Annotated in this window: 15 protein-coding genes; 8 read left to right on the forward strand and 7 right to left on the reverse strand. The window is 63.7% G+C overall.

Annotated features, from left to right (window positions below; all coding sequences use genetic code 11):
• The first annotated feature begins 143 nt into the window (after positions 1 to 143).
• A complete protein-coding gene (locus tag GGQ90_RS05380) occupies positions 144 to 980 on the forward strand; it encodes a LysR substrate-binding domain-containing protein (RefSeq protein WP_004207521.1) in 837 nt (278 codons plus the stop codon).
• A gap of 19 nt (positions 981 to 999) precedes the next feature.
• On the opposite strand, the gene GGQ90_RS05385 is transcribed toward GGQ90_RS05380, so the two are convergent.
• The 7 genes from GGQ90_RS05385 to GGQ90_RS05415 form a co-directional block, all read right to left on the reverse strand.
• Positions 1000 to 1944, reverse strand: coding sequence for an NAD(P)-dependent oxidoreductase (locus GGQ90_RS05385; protein ID WP_188081191.1), 945 nt, complete (start codon positions 1942 to 1944; stop codon positions 1000 to 1002).
• 4 nt (positions 1945 to 1948) lie between these two features.
• A complete protein-coding gene (locus GGQ90_RS05390; protein ID WP_188081192.1) occupies positions 1949 to 3124 on the reverse strand; it encodes an acyl-CoA dehydrogenase family protein in 1176 nt (391 codons plus the stop codon).
• A gap of 4 nt (positions 3125 to 3128) precedes the next feature.
• A complete protein-coding gene (locus GGQ90_RS05395; protein ID WP_188081193.1) occupies positions 3129 to 4103 on the reverse strand; it encodes an ABC transporter substrate-binding protein in 975 nt (324 codons plus the stop codon).
• Positions 4104 to 4544: 441 nt separating this feature from the next.
• Positions 4545 to 6053 (reverse strand): CRTAC1 family protein, encoded by a 1509-nt coding sequence (locus GGQ90_RS05400; protein ID WP_188081194.1) that lies wholly within the window; start codon positions 6051 to 6053, stop codon positions 4545 to 4547.
• A 19-nt stretch (positions 6054 to 6072) separates the two neighbouring features.
• Positions 6073 to 7374, reverse strand: a complete 1302-nt coding sequence (locus tag GGQ90_RS05405) for an MFS transporter (RefSeq protein WP_188081195.1) — start codon at positions 7372 to 7374, stop codon at positions 6073 to 6075.
• 32 nt (positions 7375 to 7406) lie between these two features.
• Entirely contained in the window at positions 7407 to 8408 is a 1002-nt protein-coding gene (locus tag GGQ90_RS05410) for a FecR family protein (protein WP_188081196.1), read from the reverse strand.
• The gene (locus GGQ90_RS05415) at positions 8368 to 8967 is read right to left on the reverse strand and encodes an RNA polymerase sigma factor (protein WP_343053549.1); all 600 of its coding nucleotides are present in this window, start codon (positions 8965 to 8967) and stop codon (positions 8368 to 8370) included. The genes GGQ90_RS05410 and GGQ90_RS05415 overlap by 41 nt, the downstream gene beginning before the upstream one ends.
• A gap of 236 nt (positions 8968 to 9203) precedes the next feature.
• Here GGQ90_RS05415 and GGQ90_RS05420 point away from each other — a divergent pair, with 236 nt between their 5' ends.
• The 7 genes from GGQ90_RS05420 to GGQ90_RS05450 all read left to right on the forward strand — a co-directional run bounded on the left by GGQ90_RS05420 (position 9204) and on the right by GGQ90_RS05450 (position 22912).
• Positions 9204 to 12002 carry a TonB-dependent receptor domain-containing protein gene (locus GGQ90_RS05420; RefSeq protein ID WP_343053550.1) on the forward strand — a complete coding sequence of 933 codons (2799 nt, stop codon included), beginning with the start codon at positions 9204 to 9206 and terminating at the stop codon, positions 12000 to 12002.
• A gap of 80 nt (positions 12003 to 12082) precedes the next feature.
• Positions 12083 to 14170 (forward strand): acylase, encoded by a 2088-nt coding sequence (locus GGQ90_RS05425; protein ID WP_246428141.1) that lies wholly within the window; start codon positions 12083 to 12085, stop codon positions 14168 to 14170.
• Between the two features lie 487 nt (positions 14171 to 14657).
• On the forward strand, positions 14658 to 16340 hold the full coding sequence (locus tag GGQ90_RS05430) for an ATP-binding cassette domain-containing protein (RefSeq protein WP_188081199.1): 1683 nt from the start codon (positions 14658 to 14660) through the stop codon (positions 16338 to 16340).
• Positions 16337 to 17407, forward strand: coding sequence for an efflux RND transporter periplasmic adaptor subunit (locus GGQ90_RS05435; protein ID WP_037521586.1), 1071 nt, complete (start codon positions 16337 to 16339; stop codon positions 17405 to 17407). The genes GGQ90_RS05430 and GGQ90_RS05435 overlap by 4 nt, the downstream gene beginning before the upstream one ends.
• Positions 17408 to 17433: 26 nt before the next feature.
• Positions 17434 to 18864, forward strand: coding sequence for a TolC family protein (locus GGQ90_RS05440; RefSeq protein ID WP_246428142.1), 1431 nt, complete (start codon positions 17434 to 17436; stop codon positions 18862 to 18864).
• A 572-nt stretch (positions 18865 to 19436) separates the two neighbouring features.
• Positions 19437 to 22220: a TonB-dependent receptor gene (locus GGQ90_RS05445; RefSeq protein ID WP_188081200.1), complete on the forward strand. Its 2784-nt coding sequence runs from the start codon at positions 19437 to 19439 to the stop codon at positions 22218 to 22220.
• The gene (locus tag GGQ90_RS05450) at positions 22217 to 22912 is read left to right on the forward strand and encodes a DUF6250 domain-containing protein (RefSeq protein ID WP_343053551.1); all 696 of its coding nucleotides are present in this window, start codon (positions 22217 to 22219) and stop codon (positions 22910 to 22912) included. The genes GGQ90_RS05445 and GGQ90_RS05450 overlap by 4 nt, the downstream gene beginning before the upstream one ends.
• Positions 22913 to 22925 lie beyond the last annotated feature (13 nt).

Raw genomic sequence — 22925 nt, forward strand, 5'->3', positions numbered from 1 at the left:
CGTTCCGGCGTGGATCGAGCGAGATAGCTTTTCCTGTGCCCGGACAAACTCTACTATTTTGATTGATATATTGGCATGGATCATAAGCAGCAGGCCCGTGCCCGGCATCGGATCGGCCCCTTTCACCATCAAAAGGATATGCCGTGCCGGTCAATCTGCCGACCAATCTCCTGCGCAGCTTCGTCGCGATCGTCGACACCGGATCGATGCTCAATGCATCGGAACAGGTGTTCGTGACCCAGTCCGCCCTCAGCCTGCAGATCAAGCGGCTGGAGGAACTGGTCCAGCAGTCTCTGTTTCTGCGCGAAGGCCGCCGCCTGCACCTGACCGCTGCGGGCGAGGTGCTGCTCGACTATGCGCGACGGGTGCTGAGCCTGCATGATGAAGCCGTCGCCGCGGTCAGTGCCGGGCGCTTTGCCGGCCCGGCGCGGATCGGCATGGTGCAGGATTTTGCCGACAGCCTGCTCTCGGGCCTGCTCTCCCGCTTTGCCGAACTGCACCCCGACGCGCAAATCTATGCGCGGGTCGCGGGCACGGCCGAGTTGCAGGCGCTGCTCGACCGGCGCGAACTGGATATCTTGCTGGGCTTTGCCGCCCCTAATGACGGCAGCGCGGTCACGGTGGCGCCGATGAGCTGGTATGGCACCGCCGAACTGGTCGATCGCGACACCATTCCGCTGGCGGTGCTGGAAGAGCCTTGCCGTTTTCGCGAGGCGGCGATCCGCGCGCTGGAGGATATGGGGCTGCAATGGCGCATCGCGGTCGAGACGCCCAACCTCGCCACGCTGCGCGCGGCGGTGGCCGCAGGCCTGGGCATCACCGCGCGCACCCATTTGTTCCAGGATGACATGACTGTGCTGGAACATGAGCGCCTGCCCACCCTGCCCCGCGTCGCTGCGATCCTGCGCACCAGCGACAAGCTGGACCGCGCCGCGCATCGGCTGGCGGAACTGGCGCGCGAGACGGTGACCGGGCTTTAACGCCCGGTCACCCCGATCATCAGTAACCGCGCGCCGGATCAACGATGTCGGACGGCGCCTCGCCGCGGACGAAGCGGGTCAGATCATCCTGGATCTTTTCCAGCAGGCGATGGCGCACCAGCTGGTAATTGCTGGAAATATGCGGGGTCAGCCGCACCCTGGGATGGGTGTAGAGGACATGGCCCTCGGGCAGCGGTTCGGGGTCGGTGACGTCGAGCGTCGCAAAACCCAGCCGACCATCATCCAGCGCCCGCACCAGGGCCGCCTGATCGACCACCGATCCGCGCGCGACGTTGATGAGATGTGCGCCCGGCCGCACCCGCGCCAGCAGCGCATCGTCGACCAGATGGCGGGTCTGGGCAGTGGCGGGCACGGCGAGCAATATATGATCCGCCTCATCCACCAAGGTGCCGACATCGCCGACCAGTTGCACGCCCGGCACGCTGGGCTGCGCGCCGGAGCGCCGCACGCCGATCACCTGCGCGCCCAGCGCCAGACCGCGCCGCGCGACCGCCGCGCCGATCGCCCCCATGCCGATGATGCCGATGGTCGTGCCCGATACCCGGCCGAGTTGTGCCGGCCCCCATTGCGCCCGCGAACGGACGGTCACGGCGTCCAGATTTTTGGCATGGGCATAGATGGCGGCGATCGCATAATCGGCGATCTCCTCCGAAGCGACGCCCCGGCCACAGGTGACGAGCGGCGCATCGAGCAGCCAGTCGGGATAGAAATCGACCCCGACCGAGGCGCTGTAGACCCATTTCAGGCGCCCCGGCCAGGGCGCAGGACGACGCACCTCCGGCGCGCGCCAGGCCGGCGACGGGCGGATCAGCAATATGTCGGCCTCGTCCGCCGCGCTCCAGGGTGCGTCCTCGGCAACATCGATCAGCACGGGGGCGGACGGATGGCGGGCCAGGCTCCGGTTGAAATCCGGTTCCATCTGGCTGGCAATGATCAGGGACATGGGCTCAATTCCCCAGGGCCGCGCGACCGGCGGCAATCAGGATGGTGTCGGTCTGCGGCGAATGGATGCGACTGCACAGCACGTCGCGATAATGGCGTTCCAACGGGTTATGTCGGCTGATCCCGGGATTGCCGGTCAGTTCCAGCCCGATCTCGACCGCGCGGATGGCGTTGGCGGTGGCGACATATTTGATCGCATTGGCCTCGACCGCCGGCGGCGGATCGCCCGCGTCAATGCGCGCGGCCGCGTCGCGCACCAGCGTCCGGTTGACCTGCAACAGCGCCTCGATCTCGCCGAACTTTTCCTGCACGCGCGGCAGGGTGGCGAGCGACGCGCCGAGATTGCTCGGCACCCGATCGTTGAGATAAGCCCGCAGCCAGTCTCTCGCAGCCCGCGCCACCCCGTCATAGATGACCGAGATGGACAGCGCATTCCAGAGCGTCTGAACCGGATCGGGGGCGCCCCATTCCTCCGGCCGGCGAATGTCGACCGCATGGTCGATCGGCGTCGGCGTATCGGTGAAATGGACCGCATGGCTGACCGTGGCGCGCATCCCCAGATGATCCCAGGCCGGCTCGATATCCACCCCCGGACTGCCGGCCCGGACCAGGAAATTGCCGACGCGTGGGGCATCCTCGTCCGTCTTGGCCCAGACCGAATACCAGTCCAGCCCGGTCGACCCGGTCGAATAGATTTTGGTGCCGCTGATCGCCCAGCCATGAGCGGTGCGCCGCGCGATCGTGGCGGGCAGGCCACCGCGCACCGGCGTGCCCAGTTCCGGCTCGACCCGCAGCCCGCCGATCAGACCCCTGCCCGCCACAGCATCGCGCGCCAGTTGCTCATAGATGTCCGCCGGCCAGCCCCGCGCCCGGTTGGGCGTGGCATGATAATGATAGGTCATGAACAGGATCAGCGCGGTCGAGGGATCGCCCTTCGCCACCGCCGCCAATACTCGCAGCGCTTCGGAGACCGATGCCCCCCGCCCGCCGAGCGCGCGCGGCACGGTCAGTGCGATCAGCCCCTGCTGCGCCAATATGTCGAAATTGGCGCGGGGAAATTCGGCGCTGCGGTCATATTGCTCGGCATTGGCGGCCAGCAGCCGGGTCAGCCGGTCGAGCTGGTCAGCCGGCACCGGTCCTTCGGGTGGCAGCGGCTGCACGGAAATTGCCTGGGTGGCCATGATATCAGCCTCTCTTGGGAATGGCGTCGTTGAAGCGGGCGTCCCACAGCGGGCGGACATCCACCCGCTTGGGAACCAGCCCGGCCTTGAAGAACACATCGGCGACCTGCTGCTGCGATCCGATCGCCTCGGGCGTGACCGGGCGCAGCTCATAGGTCGCGCTCTTGCGGCGGAACTGGTCGAGCACATAGTCGCGCGGCACGCCGATATCCTGGGCGACGATACCGGCCCATTGCTCCTGATGCGCCGCCGCCCAGCCAAAGCCCTGCTGCACCAGCGCCAGATATTCGCGGATGATGGCCGCCTTGGCGGGATCGGCCAGCGCATCGACATGCGCGGAGACAAGATAATTGCCCGAGAGGATGCCATCGGCGGTGCGCAAGATCTGCGCCCCCTCGGTCGCGATCGCGCGCTGGATCGGGAAGCCGTAGATCGCCCAGCCATCGAGCGCCCCTTGCGAGAAGGCGGCCGCACCATCGGACACGCCCATCGCGACGGGGGTGATGTCGTCCCAGCTCAGCCCTACTTCCTCCAGCATCCGGATCAGGAAATATTGGGCGGTGGTGGCACGGACATAGCCGACGCGCTTGCCCTTGAGGTCGGCGATGGTCCGGGCCTTTGATCCCTTGGGCACCAGCACCACCTGATTATTGACGTCGCCATGGGCGACCGCGATCTGGCGGAAGCTCTGGATGGTCGAGGCGGCAGCGAAGATCGGAGGAATTTCGCTCATCCCGCCATAGTCGAGCGAACCGCCATTGAGCGCCTCGACCACCAGATGGCCGGACTGGAACTCGCTATAGACGAGATCGAAGCCGCTCGGCTTGATACCCGCCGCCTTGAACAGCAGGCGGGTGTCGCCGTCGCCCTTGCCAGTGATCGAGACCCGCAGCTTCGGGTGACCTTTGCCGGCGGTGCCACAGGCGGCAAGCAGCAGGCCACCCGCGGCCGCGCCCAGCAGATTGCGTCTGGAGACCATCTCAGCGGCCGCCAACAGCATCCCGCGCCGTCACGGCAACGGCGTCACGCTCAAACAGGATGACCGTGGAATCCCGCAGCACTTCCCTGCGTGTCGCATGTGCCAGACGCGTCCATCGTTTTTTCCATTGCAGCGCCCATCTCATATACGTCGACACCCCGAAATTTGCGAGGCATTTTATCTATCAACAAAGTAGAGATATGTCTGTCAAGCAATGCTACGCGGCTTATTAGTGGGGCTTGATGAACCTATTGAGCCCCGACTGCCGTCCAACCTTACCCAATGCCTTGGCTGTTACGAAAGAGGGAGCCGGGGGTGTGGGACATCGCGTTATTGAGCATTATCCGGCACGCGCTTTTTCGCGATTATCTCACACTCCAGGGGTTTGTCAGCGCACCGGACTGTCACCAGATCCGGCATCGCCTTTCACACCTGCCGGCCTCATCGCTCCTTGATGACGAGCGATTTTCCCGCATAGTTGGCCGGATCTACGTTCGGCAAGGTCTGGATCTTGCGCCCCTTGCGGCTCATCCAGGTGACTTCGACCTTGACCGTGTCCATGGTTTTCAGGCCGAAATGCAGGGGCGCCGCATTTTCCGAATTATAGCCGTCGCCGGTCGAAAGCTGTCGAGTCGCCAATATCTTGCCGGCCTTGTCATAGAGGCGCACTTCAGCCCCCATGCGGGTGAAACGCCCCTTCGCGTCGAGCAGCGTGACCGACAGGCTGCGCCTGGCCGCTGCGCGGTCCAGATCATTGTGGAACAGGAAATGGCCGCCCTGGCTGGTATAGCCACGCATCACCGACAGATCGAGCGCACCGTCCCGGTCATAATCGACCCATTGCACGCCATGGTCGCCGACATTGAGTTGCGACGTTTCGGTCAGAACCTGGCGGAACCCCTTGCCCCCTTCATTATGGAAGAGACTATCCCTGGGCTGCTGCTGGTCGCGGGGACCATGATAGGAGGTGACATAGAGATCGAGATAGCCGTCATTGTCATAATCGCCCCACACCGCGCCGACGGCATGATTGTCGATGCCGACACCCATGTCCTTGGCGACGTTGGTGAAGGTGCCGTCGCCATTATTATGGTAGAGTGCGTTCACGCCATAATTGGGCACGAACAGGTCAAGATTGCCGTCATTGTCATAATCGCCAACGGCGCAGCCGACCCCGCCCTCCTCCTTGGAACGGCCCGGATTATCGAGGCCCAGTTCGGGCGCGACATCGGTGAAGCTGCCGTCGCCATTGTTGCGCCAAAGCGCATCGGTCGCACCTGACTGATTGGCCAGGAAGACGTCCAGAAAGCCGTCGCGATTATAGTCGAACCAGCAGGCGCCGACGGTCGGCCGGCTATCCGATACGCCAGTTCCTGCCGAGACCTGCACGAACTTGCCCTTGTCATTGCGATAGAGGCTGTTGGGGCCGATGCGATTGGCGGCATAGACGTCCAAGTCGCCATCATTGTCATAATCGACCCAACTGGTCTGGCGCGCCGAGCGGTTGGGGATGGTCAGGCCCAGCTCGAGTGCGACATTGGTGAACTTCTTGCCGCCTTCGTTGCGGAAGACGAGGCTCAGTTCGCCCGGCATGGTCGCCCCGCCCAGCAGGTCGACCCAGCCATCGCCGTCATAATCGCCCCAGGCGACGCCGCGCATTTCCGGGCCGGATGTGGGGAGCCCCAATTGCGGCCCGACATTGACGAACTTCCCGTTGTCATTGCGATAGAGGCGGATATCGCCGCCCTTGAGCGAGACAACGAGGTCGAGGTCGCCATCATTGTCGAAGTCCGCCCAGCTATTGGACAAGGATCCGGCAATGGCGAAATCGCCCGGCTGTATGGAGGTGAAGGGCGGCTCGGCAGGCGAGGCCGCATCCTGAGCCGCTGCCGGCTGGCACAGCAGCATCAGCGGCAGGATATGGCAAAGCGTCCGGTTGAGCGATGGCATGGATATTCCCCTCTTTCTTTCAGATTTGGCTGGTTTTGCGCGTGTCGGGCATGCGCAGATAGACGATCAGCGACACCGCGATCATGGCGGTGACGTACCAGTAGAAGCCGCCTTCCATCCCGGCATGCTTCATCCAGAGCGCGGCATATTCGGCGGTGCCGCCGAACAGGGTGTTGGCCAGCGCATAGGGAAGCGCGACGCCCAGCGCCCGGATATGGGCCGGGAACAGTTCCGCCTTCACGATCGCGTTGATCGAGGTGTAGCCGGTGACGATCACGAGGCCGCCCAGCACCAGCAGGAACGCGCCGAAGGAGGAGGTGACGCGTTCCAGCGCCGTGAAGATCGCGGTGGTGAACAGGACGCCGCTGACGCCGAAGCCGATCAGCAGGGGCTTGCGGCCGATGCGATCGGACAGCCAGCCGGCCATGGGCTGCAACAGCATGTAGATGAACAGCGCCGAGGCCATGATCGCGGTCGCGGTCTGGCGGCCGAAGCCGGCGCTGTTGACCAAGAATTTCTGCATATAGGTGCTGTAGGCATAGAAGGCGAGCGTGCCGCCGGCGGTGAGCGCCATGACGAGCAGCACTTCGCGCGGATGACGGCGGATGAGGTTGAGGCCGCTGGAGCGGGGCTGTTCCCCGACCGCCGCGCTTTCCACGAAGGCTTCGGTTTCCTTGAGGCCGCGGCGCAGGCGATAGACGCCGACCGCCATCACCCCGCCGATCACGAACGGCACCCGCCAGCCCCAGCCTTCCAGCTGATGTTCGGTGAGGAACAGCTGGAGCAGCAGCAGGACACAGAGCGCCAGCAACTGGCCTGCGATCAGCGTCACATATTGGAAGCTGGAGAAAAAGCCGCGCTGGTCGCTCTGCGCCATTTCCGACAGATAGGTGGCGCTGGCGCCATATTCGCCGCCGATCGACAGCCCCTGCATCAGGCGCGCGAGCAGCAGCAGGACCGGCGCGGCGACGCCGATGCTGGCATAGCCGGGGATGGCGGCGATCATCAGCGATCCGCCGGCCATCATCATGACGGACAGGGTGAGGCCCGCCTTGCGCCCCCTGCGGTCGGCATAGATGCCCATCGCCCAGGCCCCGATCGGCCGCATCAGGAAGCCGACGGCGAAGATCGCCGCCGCATTCAGCAGCTGGGCGGTGCTGTCGTCCGAGGGGAAGAAGACTGGCGCGAAATAGAGGGTGAAGGCGGAATAGACATACCAGTCATACCATTCGATCAGATTACCGATCGATCCGCCAAGGATGGATTTCAGGCGATCCTGGCGGGAAAGACTGGCTGGGGAGAGAGACGAAACATTTTCCATCCCCGTTGATACGGACGGCCCGGTGCGTTCTGCTAACTGCCTTCGGCGGACACCAAAATTATCGAATTGTCGCTGCCCGGAACGGCGCGGATACCGAAGCCGCTTTCGAGCGCGTCGACGAAATCCTGCGAGCGATCGAGGCGGAAGGCACCGCCGACCCGCAGGCTGGCGATCGCCGGATCGCCGATCACCAGCGGGGTGGGGCGATAGCGGTTGAACTCCTCGACCGCCTGGGCGAGCGTGTCGCCCTCGAATTCGACCATGCCCGCCTGCCAGGCGGTGCGCTGCCGGATCTTGGCCGGTTCCAAATGGGTGACGGCGATGCTGCCGCTGCGCACGGCGGCGCTGCGGCCGCTTTCGATCCGGCGGACGGCGGAGTCGCCGTTGCGGACCGCCACGATCCCCTCGATCACGGTCAGTTCGGTGACGTCGGCGCGCAGGCGGACGTTGAACATCGTGCCCACGGCGCGCACCAGCGTTCCGTCGGCATTGACGATGAAGGGCCGCTTCTTGTCATGCGCGACATCGAACTGCGCCTCGCCCTTCAGCAGGGTGATCTGCCTGATGTCGTCGCGCAGCGCGACCTCGACCGAGCTGTTGGTGTTGAGATGGATACGGGAGCCGTCGGCAAGTTGCACCGTGCGGGTCTCGCCCAGAGCCGTGCGATAATGATCGACCGTGCCGAGCAGGCGCAATGTGACGGTGGATGCGACCCCGACCGTAGCCGCGGCGGTCGCCAGGCCGATGAGCAGGCCACGCCGGCCGACCAGACGCGGCCGGATTTCGGCAACCGGTTCTTCCGGGGCTGGATCGTCGGGCAGCGCGATTGCGGACTTTACCGGTTCGCCCCGCTGACTGGCGGGCAGTTCATTGAGCCGCTCGGTCAGCTCCCAGCCGGCCTCCGCCTTGGCAAAGGCGAAACCATGGGCAGGGTCCAGCGCCACCCAGGCATAGGCGTCATTCCAGTCTTCGGGGGCGTCGCTCGCCCGCGCCTTAAGATACAGACGAGCCGCTTCGGCCTCGATCGCCTGCATGTCTTCCGCGCTTCTGTAGCGACCAACCAAATCCAGAACCCTCAAACTGTCCGATGGCTTGCATTATCTTCACAGCCGCGCGCGTCAAATGCTTGTCCACAGTAAAGACGGACAGCTCCATCTCCTCTGCTATCTCCTTGACCGATTTCTCATGGACACGGCGCAGGATGAAGGCCCGTCGGCATTGCGCCGGCAGCGTGTCGAGAATGGCCTGGAGATGGCGCAGCTCGTCGCGCGCATGCAGCGCTTCTTCGGTCGAATTGTCAGTCTGGAGCACGTCGAATTCGGCGACCAGTTCGAGCGACACGATCTTCTCGCGCCGGGCCTCGTCGATCAGCAGGTTGCGCGCGATCTGGAACAGGAAGGCCTTGCCGCTCTGTGCGCGGTGAATGTCGCCGTTCGCATAGGCGCGGGTCATGCATTCGGCGACGATGTCATCCACATCCTGGCGATGGGAAACCACCCGGCGCAGGCGGGAGCGCAAGGCGCCCTCATGAGGCAGAATGGCCTGCTTGAACCAGTCCAGCCTTGCCCTGATCGAGTCCACGTCCACAGCCACGCTCGTCCCCCTGTGCTTATCATTCTCCTCTCCGGCGCGCCCGATGCGGCGCTGCGTCGAGGCAGTGCCAGACCGATAGCGAAGGCCCCCTCGTCACAAAAATGAGATATTTTTAAGCGTCGTTAGCAGAAACGCGATCGGCCTCCGTATCCACCACCGACGGGCAAATAATTTCGCAGCCCAATCATTTCACGGGGGATATGATGTCGCGTAATTTTCGGAATGTTTCTCTGTGCGTGGTCGCAACAGTCGTTGCCCTCAGCACCCAGACGGTGGCAGCAGCCGAACCGGCCAAGTTCAAGATTCCGGCCCAGTCGATGCAGACGGCCCTGACGCTCTTCGCCAAGCAATCGGGCATCCAGCTTCTCTTCCCCTATGACCAGGTTGCCGGCCTGCATGCCCAGTCGGTCAACGGCAAGATGGCGCCCGATGTCGCGCTGCAACGGCTGATCGCCGGATCAGGGCTGAAGATCACGCTGTCGAACAACAATGTCATCGCCCTGTCGCTGAACGCCCAGGCACACAAGGGCCGCGCCGTCGAAGTCGCGAGCCTGGGCGTCACCGCCCTTCCCTTTGCGATGCAGGCCAGCGCCGCGCCGCAGGCCAGCACGGCGGCGGCCGAGGAAGCCCCCGGCCCTGCAATCGTCGTGACCGGGTCGCGCGGCCAGGCTCGCACCGTGACCGACAGCCCGACCCCGATCGACGTCATTTCCGGCGCGGACCTGACCCGCACCGGCAAGGCGGGCGTGTTCCAGGCGCTCAACACGCTGGTACCTTCCTTCAACCTGCCGGTGCGCGCTGGCGGCGCCACCTCCACCGTCATCGCGACCGGCGGCCTGCGCGGCCTCAATCCCGACCAGGCGCTGATCCTGGTCAACGGCAAGCGCCGCCACAAGACCTCGCTCATCAACGCGGTGTCGACGCTCTACAACGGCTCGGTCCCGGCCGATCTGGACATGATCCCGACTGCCGCGGTCGACCATATCGAAGTGCTGCGCGACGGTGCGGCCGCCCAATATGGGTCGGACGCCATCGCCGGCGTCATAAACATCATCCTGAAGGATGACAGCAGCGGCGGCTCCGCCAATTTCACCGCCGGCCAGAATTTCGACCGGTCCGACGGCGAACTTTATCAGGCCGACCTAAATTTCGGGATGAAGCTGGGCGAGAACGGCTTTGCCAACCTCTCGCTCAACCTCAAGAAGCAGGAAATGTCGAACCGGGCGCTACCGCTCGCCGACTGTTCGGTCACGGCCACCACCACCTGCCTCTATCCGCTGGTGAACGGACAGCTCGATCCGCGCGATGCGGCCGCAGTCGGCACCGAACGCATCGTCACCACCAGCTATGGCGTCATGCCCTCGCGCAGCATCAATACCGCGCTCAATGCCGGATATGATCTGGGCGGCGTCGAACTCTACGCCTTCGGCACCTACAGCCAGCGGCGGTCGGACCTGTGGTACAGTTATCGTTACCCCAAGGACATCAACAATGTCATGGGCATCTACCCCAACGGCTATCGCCCCCATATCATGATCGACGAGGAGGATTTCGAACTCACCGTCGGCGCGAAGGGCGAAGTCGCGGGCTGGGACTGGGACTTTTCCACCGGCTATGGCCGCAATCGCGCCCGTCAGTCGTCGGAAGGCACGCTCAATCCCTCGCTCGGCACGCTCAGCCCCACCGAATTCTACATCGGCACGCTCAAATCCTCGGAGTTCGTCACCTCACTCGACGTGACCCGCGGCTATGATGTGGGCGGCGGCAACCTGCAGGTGTCGGCCGGCGCGCAGCAGCGCCATGAACGCTACCAGACCTTCGCCGGGGACGAGGGGAGCTATGCCGTCGGCCCGGCGATTGTGTCGGGCATGACACCGGGTGCGCAAAGCTCGGCCGGCTTCCAGCCGGAAGATGCGGCCTATATGTCCCGAGACAATGTTTCGCTGTATGCGGACGTGGCGTGGGATCCCAACAAGGACATCACGATCGGCGCCGCAGCACGCTTCGAACATTATGACGATGGCAGCGGCAACACGCTGATCTGGAAGGTCAATGGGCGCTATGCGGCGACCGACTGGATCGCCTTCCGCGCGGCCGCCAATACCGGCTTCCGGGCGCCCGCCGTCGCCCAGCAAATCTATACCCAGACGACCAACCAGTTCCGCACCGTCAACGGTGTTCCCAACCAGTTGCTGCAGATCAAGACGCTGGCCGTCGACGATCCGGCCGCGATCGCGCTGGGCGCCAAACCGCTCCAGCCCGAAACATCGTTCAACATCTCCGCCGGCGTGGTGCTGACCCCCCTGCCCAATTTCAACCTGACGATCGACGCCTATCAGATCGACGTGGATGATCGCATCACCATCACCAGCACGCTGACCGGCACGGCGATCTCCAACATCCTGATCGCCAGCGGTGTACCCGAAGCGGAAGCACGGACGCTGACGGCGCAATATTATACCAACGCGATCGACACCCGCACCCGCGGCATCGACGTCGTCGCATCCTACAAGCATGGCCTGTTCGACACGGTGAACATGCAATGGAATCTGGGCTTCAACTACAACAAGACCAAGATCACCCACATCATCGACAATCCGCCCGAACTGGCCGCGCTGGGCAGCGACTATGTCCTGTTCGATCGCGCGCGCCGCAGCAACATGACCAACAACCTGCCGCGCACCAAATTGTCGATCAGCAACCTCGCCACCATGGGTGACTTCACCCTGTCGTCGCGCCTTACGCGCTTCGGCGGCTTCAAATCCTACCAGAATGGCGTGACCAGCAATGGCGTCACCACCTATCCGAATGATCGCAGCTATGGTGCCAAGTGGATCACCGACCTGGAGGCCAGCTGGCAGGTCACGCCACTGGTCAATATCGCGGTCGGCGCAAACAATATCTTCAACGTCTATCCCGACAAGAACCGGGCCAGCGACGTCAGCGCCACGCTGGGCCAGGGGCTCTATGCCGGCACCTCGCCGATCGGGTTCACCGGCGGCTTCTATTATGGCCGCGTCGGCCTGAGCTTCTGATCCATCACCGACCAAGGCGCCGCTCCACATGGGGCGGCGCATTTTTTTGCATTGACGGGAGAATGATGGCGATGCGCCACATGACGATCTGGCTCGCGGCCCTGGCCGCCGCCTCCGCGATGACCGCCTCGGTCGCTGCCCCCTCCACCAGTTGGGGCGGTGGCGAAATATTGTGGGACAGTTTCGGCGTGCCCCATATCTACGCAAAGACCGAGGAAGGCGGCTTCTACGGCTTTGGCTATGCCCAGGCCCAGAGCCACGGCAATCTGCTGCTGCGCATGTATGGCGAAAGCCGCGCCCGCGCTGCCGAATATTGGGGCGAGAAATATGAGAGCCAGGACAAATGGCTGGTCGCCAATGACGTGCCGGCTCGCTCCGCCCAGTGGTTCAGGCAGCAGACGCCGCAGATGCAGAAGAATCTCGAAGCCTTTGCGGCCGGGATAAATGCCTATGCCGCCGCCCATCCCGACAAGATCGCGCCCGAGGCGAAGGTGGTGCTACCACTCAAGGGCGTCGACATCATCGCCCATGCCCAACGGCTGATGAATTTCGGCTATATCGCGTCCGACCGAAAGGTGCTGACGGATCCGTCGATCAACGAGGCCGGCGGGTCGAACGCCTGGGCGGTCGCGCCGTCGCGCTCGGCCAGCGGCAAGGCGATGCTGCTCGCCAACCCGCATCTGCCCTGGGCGCCGAGCCAGCTCACCTATTATGAGGCGCAGATTACCGCGCCGGGCCTGGCCATCTACGGCGCGACGCAGGTCGGCCTGCCGGTGCTGCGCTTCGGCTTCAACAATGACCTGGGCTTTACCAATACCGTCAACACGATGCAGGGCTTCACCAGCTACAAGCTGACGCTGGAGGGCGATGGCTATCGCTTCGATGGCAAGACGCTGCCGTTCAAGGCCGTTACGAAAAGCTACAAGGTCAAGCAGGCCGACGGCACGCTGAAGAGCGTCAGCTTCACGCAGAAGAGCACGATCCATGGCCCCGTCTTCACCCTGCCCGATGGCAAGACGACGGTTGCGCTCAAGGTCGCCGGGCTCGACCGGCCGGGCGTGCTGGAGCAATATCTGGAGATGGGCAAGGCGCGCGACTGGGGCGCGTTCGAAAAGGCGCTGCGCAAGATGCAGGTGGTGATGTTCAACATCATCTATGCCGACCGCGCCGGCCATATCCTCTATCTCGACAATGGCCTGCTGCCCAAGCATGCGAGCGGCGACCTCAAATATTGGTCGGCGCCGGTACCGGGCGATACCTCGGCGACGCTGTGGAAGGATGTCCACAGCTATGACGACATGCCCAAGCTGCTCGACCCGGCCACCGGCTTCGTCCAGAACGCCAATGATCCGCCATGGCTGGCCACCTGGCCCCGCGCGCTCGATCCCAAGAGCTTCCCCGCCTATGTCGCGCCGGTCGGGCCGATGAGCCAGCGGGCGCAGATGTCGGTCAAGCTGATGAGCCAGACGCCCAAGATCAGCTTCGACGATTTCGTGTCGCGCAAGCTGACCACCACCTCGTTGATGGCGGAGCGGATGCTGCCCGACCTGCTGGCGGCGGCTGCCGGTTCGAACGACGCCGATGTGCAGACGGCAACGGCATTGCTCAAGGGCTGGGACCATCGGTTCGAACCCGACAGCCGCGCCGCACTGCTGTTCGAAACCTGGGCCGGCCTCTTTGCGCCCAAGAATTTCACCGACCAGTCCAACTATGCCGTCAAATGGACGCTGGACGACCCGCTGGAAACGCCACGCGGCCTGAAAGATCCGGCGGCAGCCGTCGCCACGCTCAAGGAAGCGGTAGCGAAGACGAAGCAGCTATATGGCGCGATCGACCGTCCGTTCGGCGATGTTTCCCGCTTCCATATTGGCGATGTCAGCGTGCCGGCCAATGGCGGTTTCGGTAATGCCGGCGTGTTCCGCACCATCACCTGGGGACCGATGAAAAATGGCGAGCGCACGCCCGTCCATGGCGAGACATGGGTTTCCATGGTCGAATTCGGCACGCCGATGAAGGCCGTGGGCCTGATGAGCTATGGCAATAGCAGCCAACCAGGTTCCCGGCACAATAGCGACCAACTGCAATTGCTGGCCGACAAGAAGTTCCGCACGCTGTGGATCGACCGTACGGACGTGGAAGCGCATGTAGAAGAAAAGACGGCTTTCTGAGGAATAGCGGGATCGCTGGGATGCATGGACGGCATCTCAGCGATCGATTATTTCGCCCCTTCCTCGACATTCTGCAGCCAGTCCTGGTCGCTTTTAGAAATTCAGATATGCTCCGGGCGTGGGTAGCATCATGGGTGGGCAAAGCCTAAGTTTCAAAGCAAGACTGCAGCCTACTTCAATGCAAAACGGCAGATGACGCGACAATTCCTCGGCCGATCTCTTGGCTTTGCGGAAGCGAAAGAAGGCGGTCTGTGCATACGCACGAATGAAGCATCGGCATGAGCTGATAGTGGAAATGACTTCCTCCGGCACAGCACCCAGGACAGAAAGAAATCCACACGCAGGTGCGCGACATTTAGCAGTGGGCCTGACACCGTTCTGCAAACGCTTCATAAGTTTATGTTGCTGTGCAGCATAAGCCATTGTGAGCCGTAATCGCCGCGGTTAGGGGCGCTTTCGATGAGGCTGGCAGGGAACAGGTGTCGAGTTGACGAGTGAGCGTTTCGGCTTGCGGCAGGCGGCCGCGTGGCTGTCGGAGGTCGTGGGGCCTGACCGCAGCTATGTGAATGTCGGCATCGTCTATACGGTGGCCATCAGCCTGTTGTCGCTGGCCACCCCCATCTCCGTGCAACTGCTGATCAACTCGGTGGCGCGCACCGCGCTGGTCGCACCGTTGTGGATCCTGTCCGGCGTGCTACTGGCGCTCCTGCTGGTCGTGGCGGGGCTGAGCGCGCTGCGCGTCTATCTGCTGGCGATCTTCGAACGCCGCATCTTTGCGCGGGTGGTGGCGGAGATCACCGTGCGCGCGGTTCATGCGCAGAACCCCTTCTTCGTCGATGAAAGCCGGGGCAGCCTGTTCAACCGCTATTTCGACATGGTGATCGTCCAGAAATCGGTGCCCAGCCTGGTCATCGGCGCCTTCACCATCGTGTTGCAGGGGGCGGTGGGGCTGGTGGTGACCAGCTTCTACCATCCCTTCTTCCTGGCCTTCAACCTGGTGCTGGTGACGGTGTGCCTGATGATCTGGCTGGCCTGGCGGCATGGCGCGATCACCGGCGCGGTGGGTGTCAGCCATGCCAAGCATAATGCCGCGCACTGGCTGGAAAGCGTCGGCGGTTCGAACGGCTTCTACAAGTCGGCCCGCCATCTCAATTTCGCAATGGATCGCTCCGAAACGGTCATTGCCGACTATATCGCCGCGCATCGCCGCTATTTCCGCTACAGCTTCGCGCAGACGCTGGGCTATTTCCTGGTCTATGCCTTCGCGGCCGCCGCCTTGCTTGTGCTCGGCGGCAATCTGATCCTGGCCGGCCAGCTTTCGATCGGGCAACTGGTCGCGGCGGAACTGATCCTGTCCGGCGTCTTCTACGGCATCTACCAGCTCGGTTCCTATCTCGACACCTTCTATGATCTGGTCGCGAGCAGCGAGGAATTGTCGCAAATCCTGGCCATCCCGCAAGAGCGGCTTGGCCAGCGCGGGGAGGCGCCGCGGGACGGATCGGTCCGCTTCCGCGATGTCGAGATCGACAAGGCCCGGATCAATTTCGAGATTGCGAGCGGCGAACAGGCGGTGATCCTGGCCGAACCGGGGATGGAGAGCACTCTTGCGCTCCTGCTCAAGCGCCACGCCGCGCCCGACAGCGGCATCGTCCTGATCGGTGGCAGCGAACTGGGCAGTTTCGACATGTATCTGCTGCGATCGGCGGTAATGGTGCTCAATCGCCCGACCATTATCGACGTCACCCTGCGCGAATATCTGTCGTTCGCCGAAGGCCGCGACATGGATGGGGCGCGGATCATGAACGCGCTGGAACGGGTTGGCCTCGGCGCGCGGCTCGCCAGGCTGCCGCACGGGCTCGATACCCAGCTCGCCAGTTCCGGCTCGCCGCTGTCGATCGTCGAAGTGATGCAGCTCAAGCTTGCCAATGCCCTGCTCAGCCGTCCGCGCGTGCTGCTATTGTCGCAACTCTACGACATGATGCCGATTGCCAGCCTCAAGGCGACGTTGGCCGAACTTCGGGCAGCGGGTACGACCGTGCTGCTGAGCAGCGGGCGCCCTGAAGCGCTCGACCTCGACGCCTGGTATTGGGTCGGCGCGCGCGCACAGCAACGGTTCACCGACAAGGATGAATTTGCCCGCTTCGTCGCAGCGCGGGAGGCGCAGCCATGACGCTCGACCGCGCCCAGGCCGAACATTTCCCGTCGCTCGCCCAGTTGCGGCCGCCCCGGCTGGTGACGACCGTCGCCTGGCTCATCCTGCTGGGCGTCCTGCTCGTGCTGGCGATCCTGTTCGTGCCCTGGCAGCAGACCGCGCAGGGCGGTGGCCAGGTCACGACGCTGAGCGCGCAGGACCGCGCTCGCGACGTATCCTCGCTGGTGAGCGGCCGCGTCGCCGAATTTTACGTCAGGGATGGCGATCATGTCCGGGCCGGCGATCCGATCGTCCGGGTGGTCGATGTCGATCCGGATTTTCTCGCTCGGCTGGCGGGCGAGAAGGCGCAGGTCGAGGCGCAGATCGCGGCGGTCCAGCAGGCGCGGGCTACCGCGATGATCGACGTCAATCGCACCAGCCAGCTCTATGCGGAAGGTCTGGCCGCCCGGCGTGACTATGAGCAGACCCAGATCAAGGTTGCCGACGTGGACGCGAAGCTCGCCGAAGCGCGGGCGAAGCTCAAGCAGATCGAGATCAAGCTCGCGCAAAGTTCGGCGCAGATCGTCTCGGCGCCGCGCGAAGGCCGGGTGCAGGATCTGAATGCCGCAGCGGGCGGCGCGCTGATCTCGTCCGGCACGGTGCTGGCGACGATCGCGCCCGAGAATATCACCCGCGCGGTCGAGCTGTATGTCGATGGGCGCGATGTGCCTCTGGTCGAGCCGGGGCGATCTGTGCGGCTCGAATTTGAGGGCTTCCCGGCCTTCCAGTTCAGCGGCTGGCCGGCCTTTGCCGTCGGCATCTATGACGGCCAGGTGCGGTCGGTCGATCCCACGCCGCGCACCGACGGGCTGTTCCGGATATTGGTGGAGCAGGCACCGGGCAAGACCGCCTGGCCGGAGCGACGCTTCGTCCGTCAGGGCAGCAAGGTGCTGGGCTGGGTGCAGGGCGACACGGTGCCGGTCTGGTACGAATTGTGGCGCCAGCTCAACGACTTCCCGCTCAACTTCGGCCAGGATCAGGTAGCGGGTAAGGGCGAGGCGAAAGCGCCCAAGGACGACAAAAGTTCGATCGAGAAGAAGAAGTGACGACGTGGCGCGCGATGGCGCTTCCCATGCTCGTCGCGGCCATGGGCGCGGGCACCCTGCCGTGCGCGGCTGGTGAAGCCCTGTCGGTCGATGCGACGCCCGCGCCGACCGCAGGGCAGCCCTCGACGCCGCTGACGCTGGACGAGGTGCTGCAATTCTCGGCCCGCTCAGCGCCAGATATCATTGCCGCCCTGGCGCGTGCGCGTCAGGCTGAAGGGCGCGCGATCAGCGCACAGGGTGCCTTCGATACGGTGTTTTCCGTGGATGCCCGCAGCCGGGTCGAGGGCTATTATGACGGCACGCTGATCGACAGCAAGGTCGAACGCCCGCTGACCGGCAACGGCGGCTATGTCTACGGCCAATATCGCAATTCGCGCGGGGATTTCCCGGTCTATGAGGACAAGGCCTATACCAATCGGGCTGGCGAGTTGAAGATCGGGGCGCTCTATACCTTGATGCGCGATCGCCTGATCGACGCGCGGCGGTCCGCGTCGCAAATCGCCGGCAACGATATCGACATCGCGCGCTTTGAAACGCGGGCGACCGCCATCGGCGTGCAGGCGCGCGCCATTGCCGCCTATCAGAAATGGGTGGCGAGCGGCCTCAAGCTCAAGGCTTATGAGGCGCTCTACGATCTGGCCGAAAGCCGCAGCCAGGGCATTGCGCGCCAGGTGCAACTGGGCGCCAAGTCCGCGATATTGCTGACCGAAAACGAAGCCAACATGGTCAAGCGCGAGGCGCTGGTGGTCCAGGCGCGGCAGGAGTTCATGGCCGCGGCCAACAGCTTCTCGCTCTATTATCGCGATGCGGACGGATTACCGGTCCTTGTCGATGCCGCGCGCCTGCCTGCGTCTGCTGCCGCTTTCGACGACCTGCGGATCAACCCGCTGTTCGCGATCGAGGATCGCCCCGACTTCGGCATCCTGCTGGAGGAGATCGACAATGCGTCGGTCAAGCTGGCGCTGGCCGAGAACGACACCCGCCCCAAGCTGGATTTCGAGGGGCAGGTCGCCAAGGATGTCGGGGCGCAGGGTCTGGGTGGCTATAGCCGCACGCCGCTGGAGGTGATCGTCGGCGTGACCTTCAAGGTGCCGCTGCAGAACCGCAAGGCAAGGGGCAAGGTCGCCGAGAGCCAGGCGAAGATCGACGAACTCACCGTCAAGCAGCGCTATCTGGCGGAAAAGATCCGTACCGAAGTGGCCGGCATCGGCATCGAGGTCGATGCCGCGCGCGTACTGGTCGATACCACCCGGCGGCAGCGTGACCTGGCCGAACGACTGGCCCAGGCCGAACGGCGCCGTTTCGATCTGGGGTCGAGCGACTTCTTCCTGGTCAACAGCCGCGAGGAAGCGGCCACCGACGCCGCAGTCAAGCTGATCGAGGCACAGGCGCGCATCGCTGCGGCCCAGGCCGAAATGGCGGCGGCTACCGCCGATGACCGGGCGCTGGGATTGTAGCTCGAACTGCTCGGATATTGTGCGCTGTCATAAGTCTATCCGCCTGCAAAGCAGCCAGCTTCTGGCGAGTTCGTCAGCGACCTCCACGCCCCGGCTACCAACTCTGTCGGATGGTGCTTAGCGGGCGATGCGCGGCCCCGAATTCCCGGCCTGTCAACGCCATCGTCAAATTGGTGAGTTCGATCTAGACACGCGCGCGGCTGGCATTGAGCCTGCCCTCCCAATAGCTGCTTTCGACGTGGCTGGCTAATCATGAAGCTGCGCAAAGTACATCGACCAGGAGGCGTTGCAATCATTACAAAAAATGGCGCGTCGGGGATCCACTGACCCATGACTTTATCTCATAGCTCGAAGCTAGGATGAACGACCAATCACGTCACCCCACAGCGCAATCTCTGCCCCGAAGAGCGCCTTGCCGCCAACAGCCTGATTTCAATCCTTTAGCGTTGCTAATGTGAACGACCTCGATCCCGCCTCCCTTCACACCGGGGTAGAAAAACTTTTTTGTCTACCAATTCCGTTATCTTTAGCCCGCCCCTCGTCCAATAGTCCGACAAAAGGGGTCCTCTGTCGTGCATCGCCTTACCAGCGCCGTCTTTCTGCTGCTCTCCACAACATCCACCTTCGCCCAGGCGCAGGATCAATCCGATCCGCGAAATAGCCAGGAGGGATCGACCGAACGCTCCGACATCGTCGTCACCGGCATCCGCAAGAGCCTGGCCGATGCGCTGGCCGTGAAGCGCCAGTCCGCGCAGGTCGTCGACGTTATCTCGGCCGAGGATGTCGGCAAATTCCCTGACAAGAATATCGGCGAAGCGCTCCAGCGCGTGACCGGCGTCCAGATCACCCGCGGCGGCGGCGAGGGCCAGGCGATCACCATTCGCGGCGCCGACCCCTCGCTCAACCGGGTCGAGATCAACGGCCAGTCGGCTCTGTCGACATCGATCGCCGCCGCCGCCGGCAATGGCAGCAACCGCGCGGTCGATTTCCGCGACCTGCCCGCAGAGTTCGTCTCGCGCCTCGAAGTGCTCAAATCGGCCACGCCCGACATGACCGAAGGCGGCCTGGGCGGCACGGTACGGATCATCACGCGCCGCCCCTTCGATGCGAAGGAAGGCTATCTGGCCGGGTCGGCACAGGGCATCTACAATGAACTGGCGGACAAGGTGGATCCCAAATTCGCGCTGATCGGCTCCAAGCTGTTCGCGCATGACACGATCGGCGTGCTGCTGTCAGGCACCTATGAAGATCGCACCATCCGCTACGACCAGGCCCGCACCACCGGCTGGCGCCAGGTGGAAACGGTGCAGCCGGCAACGCCCGCCAGCCAAAACTGCCTGTCGGGCCGCAACCAGGCCCGTTGCCTCGATCTGGACGGCAGCGGCTTTGGCGACTTCTACCCTGACATCCCGCGTTACATAACCGCGACCGAGCCGACCAAGCGCTATGCCCTGAACGGCATCGTCGAATGGCGGCCGGACGATAATTTCAAGGCCTATGTCGAGGGCACCTTCACCAAGAGCGATATGCGGTCGGACGCCCAATATCTGCAATTGTCCACCACCCAGTCGGTGGCCAATGGCGGCATCGACCCGACCGGCGTCGTGATCCGCGACGAAACGGCCCAGACCGTCACCTTCGTCAACAACAGCGCCGCCGGGACCGGCCCCAGCGTCAATTATCGCAGCGTCATCGGCGGGCTGCGCCGTCGCACCTTCAACGGCATCGTCGGTGCCGAATGGCAGGTCGGCAAGGTCAAGCTGTCGGCCCGCGGCACCTATGCCGCGTCGCGCGTCTTCAATGACGAGGTCGATGTGACCGCGTCGGTCTCCGGCAAGGACGCCCTGCCCTGGATCACCATCGATTATGACAATCCGCAGCATGCGCCCAACATCATCCTGCCGATCGATACCACCACGACCCAGGGCATCAACACGCTGTCCGTCGAGGCGCGGCCGCGCCTCAACCGCCAGCAGGAACAAGGCGCCAAATTCGACGCCGAATATCGCCCCGACAATGACGGCCTGCTGACATCGCTGAAGGGAGGCATCGAACAGAACAGGCTGGTATCGAGCAGCCGGTTCAGCAACGCGGTCTACACGCTGAACGGCATTACCGGCCAGACGACCCTGACCCGGTCGGGCATCACCGGCACGCAGGTTCTGGCGACCACCACACCCGCGGCTCAACTCGCGACGATCCAGAGCCTGCTCAATAATTATGGCGGCATGGGCGACGGCAGCTTTTTCAAGACCGGTGATCTCGGCTTTTCCGGTATCGACCGCTGGTGGAACCTGGGCGATGATCTCGCCAAGGCGATCGGCATTCCCGATCCCTATACCAGCATATCGCCGCTCGACACCTATCGGGTGAAGGAAGAAACCATCGCCGGCTATGGCCAGGCCGCGTTCAAGGCCGATCTGGGCTTCGACCTGTCGGGCGTGTTCGGCGCGCGCCTGGTTCACACCCGCACCGTGTCCACGGGCAGCCAGAGCAGCGGCGGCGTCATCACCCCCGCCCGCTACACCGGCGAATATACCGTACTGCTGCCGTCCGCGAACCTGCGCGCCGAACTCGTCCCCAACAGGCTGGTGGTGCGGGCCACCGCATCGGATGTGCTGGCCCGCCCAGCCCCGTCGCAAATGGCGCCCAATGTCCGGCTCGATCCCGTTGGGCTGACCGGATCGCGCGGCAATCCGGGGCTGAAGCCTTATCGCGCCTGGCAATATGATCTGGGCGTCGAATATTATATCTCGCGCACCAACTATCTGTCGGTCACGGCCTTCCGCAAGGATATCAAGTCCTTCATCGACACCGACAGCCGTGAGGAGGAAATTGACGGGCAGGTCTACACCATCCGCCTGCCGGTCAACGGCACCCAGCATGTCACCATCCAGGGCGTGGAAGCCGGCGTGCAACTGGGCCTCGATTTCCTGCCCGGCATTTTGGGCCATCTGGGGGTGATCGCCAACTACACCTACAACAAGGACAAGGGCTATGAAGGGCGCGACTATTTCACCAATGCGAGCCTGCCTTTCCCCGGCGTGTCGCGGAACAGCTACAATGCCTCGCTCTTCTATGATGACGGGCGCTTCGCCATTCGCGGTTCCTATAACTGGCGCAGCCGCTATCTGATCAACGCAGTCGATCGCGGCAACAATCCGTCCTTCGGCGAAGCGTTCGGCCAGCTGGACGGGTCAGCCAGCTATGTCGTCAATCCGCATGTCTCGCTGTTCCTGGAAGGGGTCAACCTGACCGATTCCACCCGGATCGAGAATGCCAACAGCATCTATCGTCGCAACGTCATCGAAACCTATGGTCGCCGCATTTATTTCGGCGTCCGGGCAAAGCTGTGACGCGGCGCGATACGCTGGCAGGCCTGGCGGGGGCTTCGCTCCTGCCGGCCTTCGCCCGTGCCGCAACCGGCCGCCTGCTGCATCGGGACGATTTCCGTCATGGCCTTGGCCAATGGCAGGTGGAAGCCGAGGCACCGGCCCGCGTAAGCGCGCAGGATGGCTCGCTCGACATCGAGGCACCCGCCGGGCTTACCCTGTGGTTCCGCCCCCTACTCAAGGGACCGGTCGAAATCCGCTATCGGGCGCAGGCCGTGGCGCAGGGCGGGCCACATGATCGGGTGAGCGACCTCAACTGCTTCTGGATGGCCCATGATCCCGCCATGCCAGACGGCGATGCCCTGGCCCGACCGCGCACGGGCAAGTTCGAGGAGTATGACAGCCTGCAGACCTATTATGTCGGGCTGGGCGGCAACGGCAACAGCACCACCCGCTTTCGCCGCTATCTCGGCCGCGACGGCGACCGGCCGCTATTGCCGGAAAATGACCGGCGTGGGTCCGAAGACATGCTGGTCGCCAATCGCTGGCAGGACATCGTCCTGATCGCCGACGGGGACAAGATCGCCTTCTTGCGCGATGGCCAGCGACTGTTCGCCTTTCAGGACGATCATCCCTACACCCATGGCCGCTTCGCCCTGCGCACTACCGCCAGCCATCTGAAAATCCGTGACTTCACCGTCCGCGCACTTCGCTGACCCAAGGAAACCG

It is taken from the genome of Sphingobium scionense (genome assembly GCF_014197035.1).
Classification (GTDB): Bacteria; Pseudomonadota; Alphaproteobacteria; order Sphingomonadales; family Sphingomonadaceae; genus Sphingobium; species Sphingobium scionense.

What these genes read in the sequence shown, in the direction of transcription:
- GGQ90_RS05440 (WP_246428142.1), top strand. Translation starts at nt 17,434, where the DNA reads ATGCTCGTCGCGGCCATGGGCGCGGGCACCCTGCCGTGCGCGGCTGGT.
- GGQ90_RS05395 (WP_188081193.1), bottom strand. Translation starts at nt 4,103, where the DNA reads ATGGTCTCCAGACGCAATCTGCTGGGCGCGGCCGCGGGTGGCCTGCTG.
- GGQ90_RS05385 (WP_188081191.1), bottom strand. Translation starts at nt 1,944, where the DNA reads ATGTCCCTGATCATTGCCAGCCAGATGGAACCGGATTTCAACCGGAGC.
- GGQ90_RS05410 (WP_188081196.1), bottom strand. Translation starts at nt 8,408, where the DNA reads ATGCAGGCGATCGAGGCCGAAGCGGCTCGTCTGTATCTTAAGGCGCGG.
- GGQ90_RS05405 (WP_188081195.1), bottom strand. Translation starts at nt 7,374, where the DNA reads ATGGAAAATGTTTCGTCTCTCTCCCCAGCCAGTCTTTCCCGCCAGGAT.
- GGQ90_RS05390 (WP_188081192.1), bottom strand. Translation starts at nt 3,124, where the DNA reads ATGGCCACCCAGGCAATTTCCGTGCAGCCGCTGCCACCCGAAGGACCG.
- GGQ90_RS05425 (WP_246428141.1), top strand. Translation starts at nt 12,083, where the DNA reads ATGACGATCTGGCTCGCGGCCCTGGCCGCCGCCTCCGCGATGACCGCC.
- GGQ90_RS05435 (WP_037521586.1), top strand. Translation starts at nt 16,337, where the DNA reads ATGACGCTCGACCGCGCCCAGGCCGAACATTTCCCGTCGCTCGCCCAG.
- GGQ90_RS05400 (WP_188081194.1), bottom strand. Translation starts at nt 6,053, where the DNA reads ATGCCATCGCTCAACCGGACGCTTTGCCATATCCTGCCGCTGATGCTG.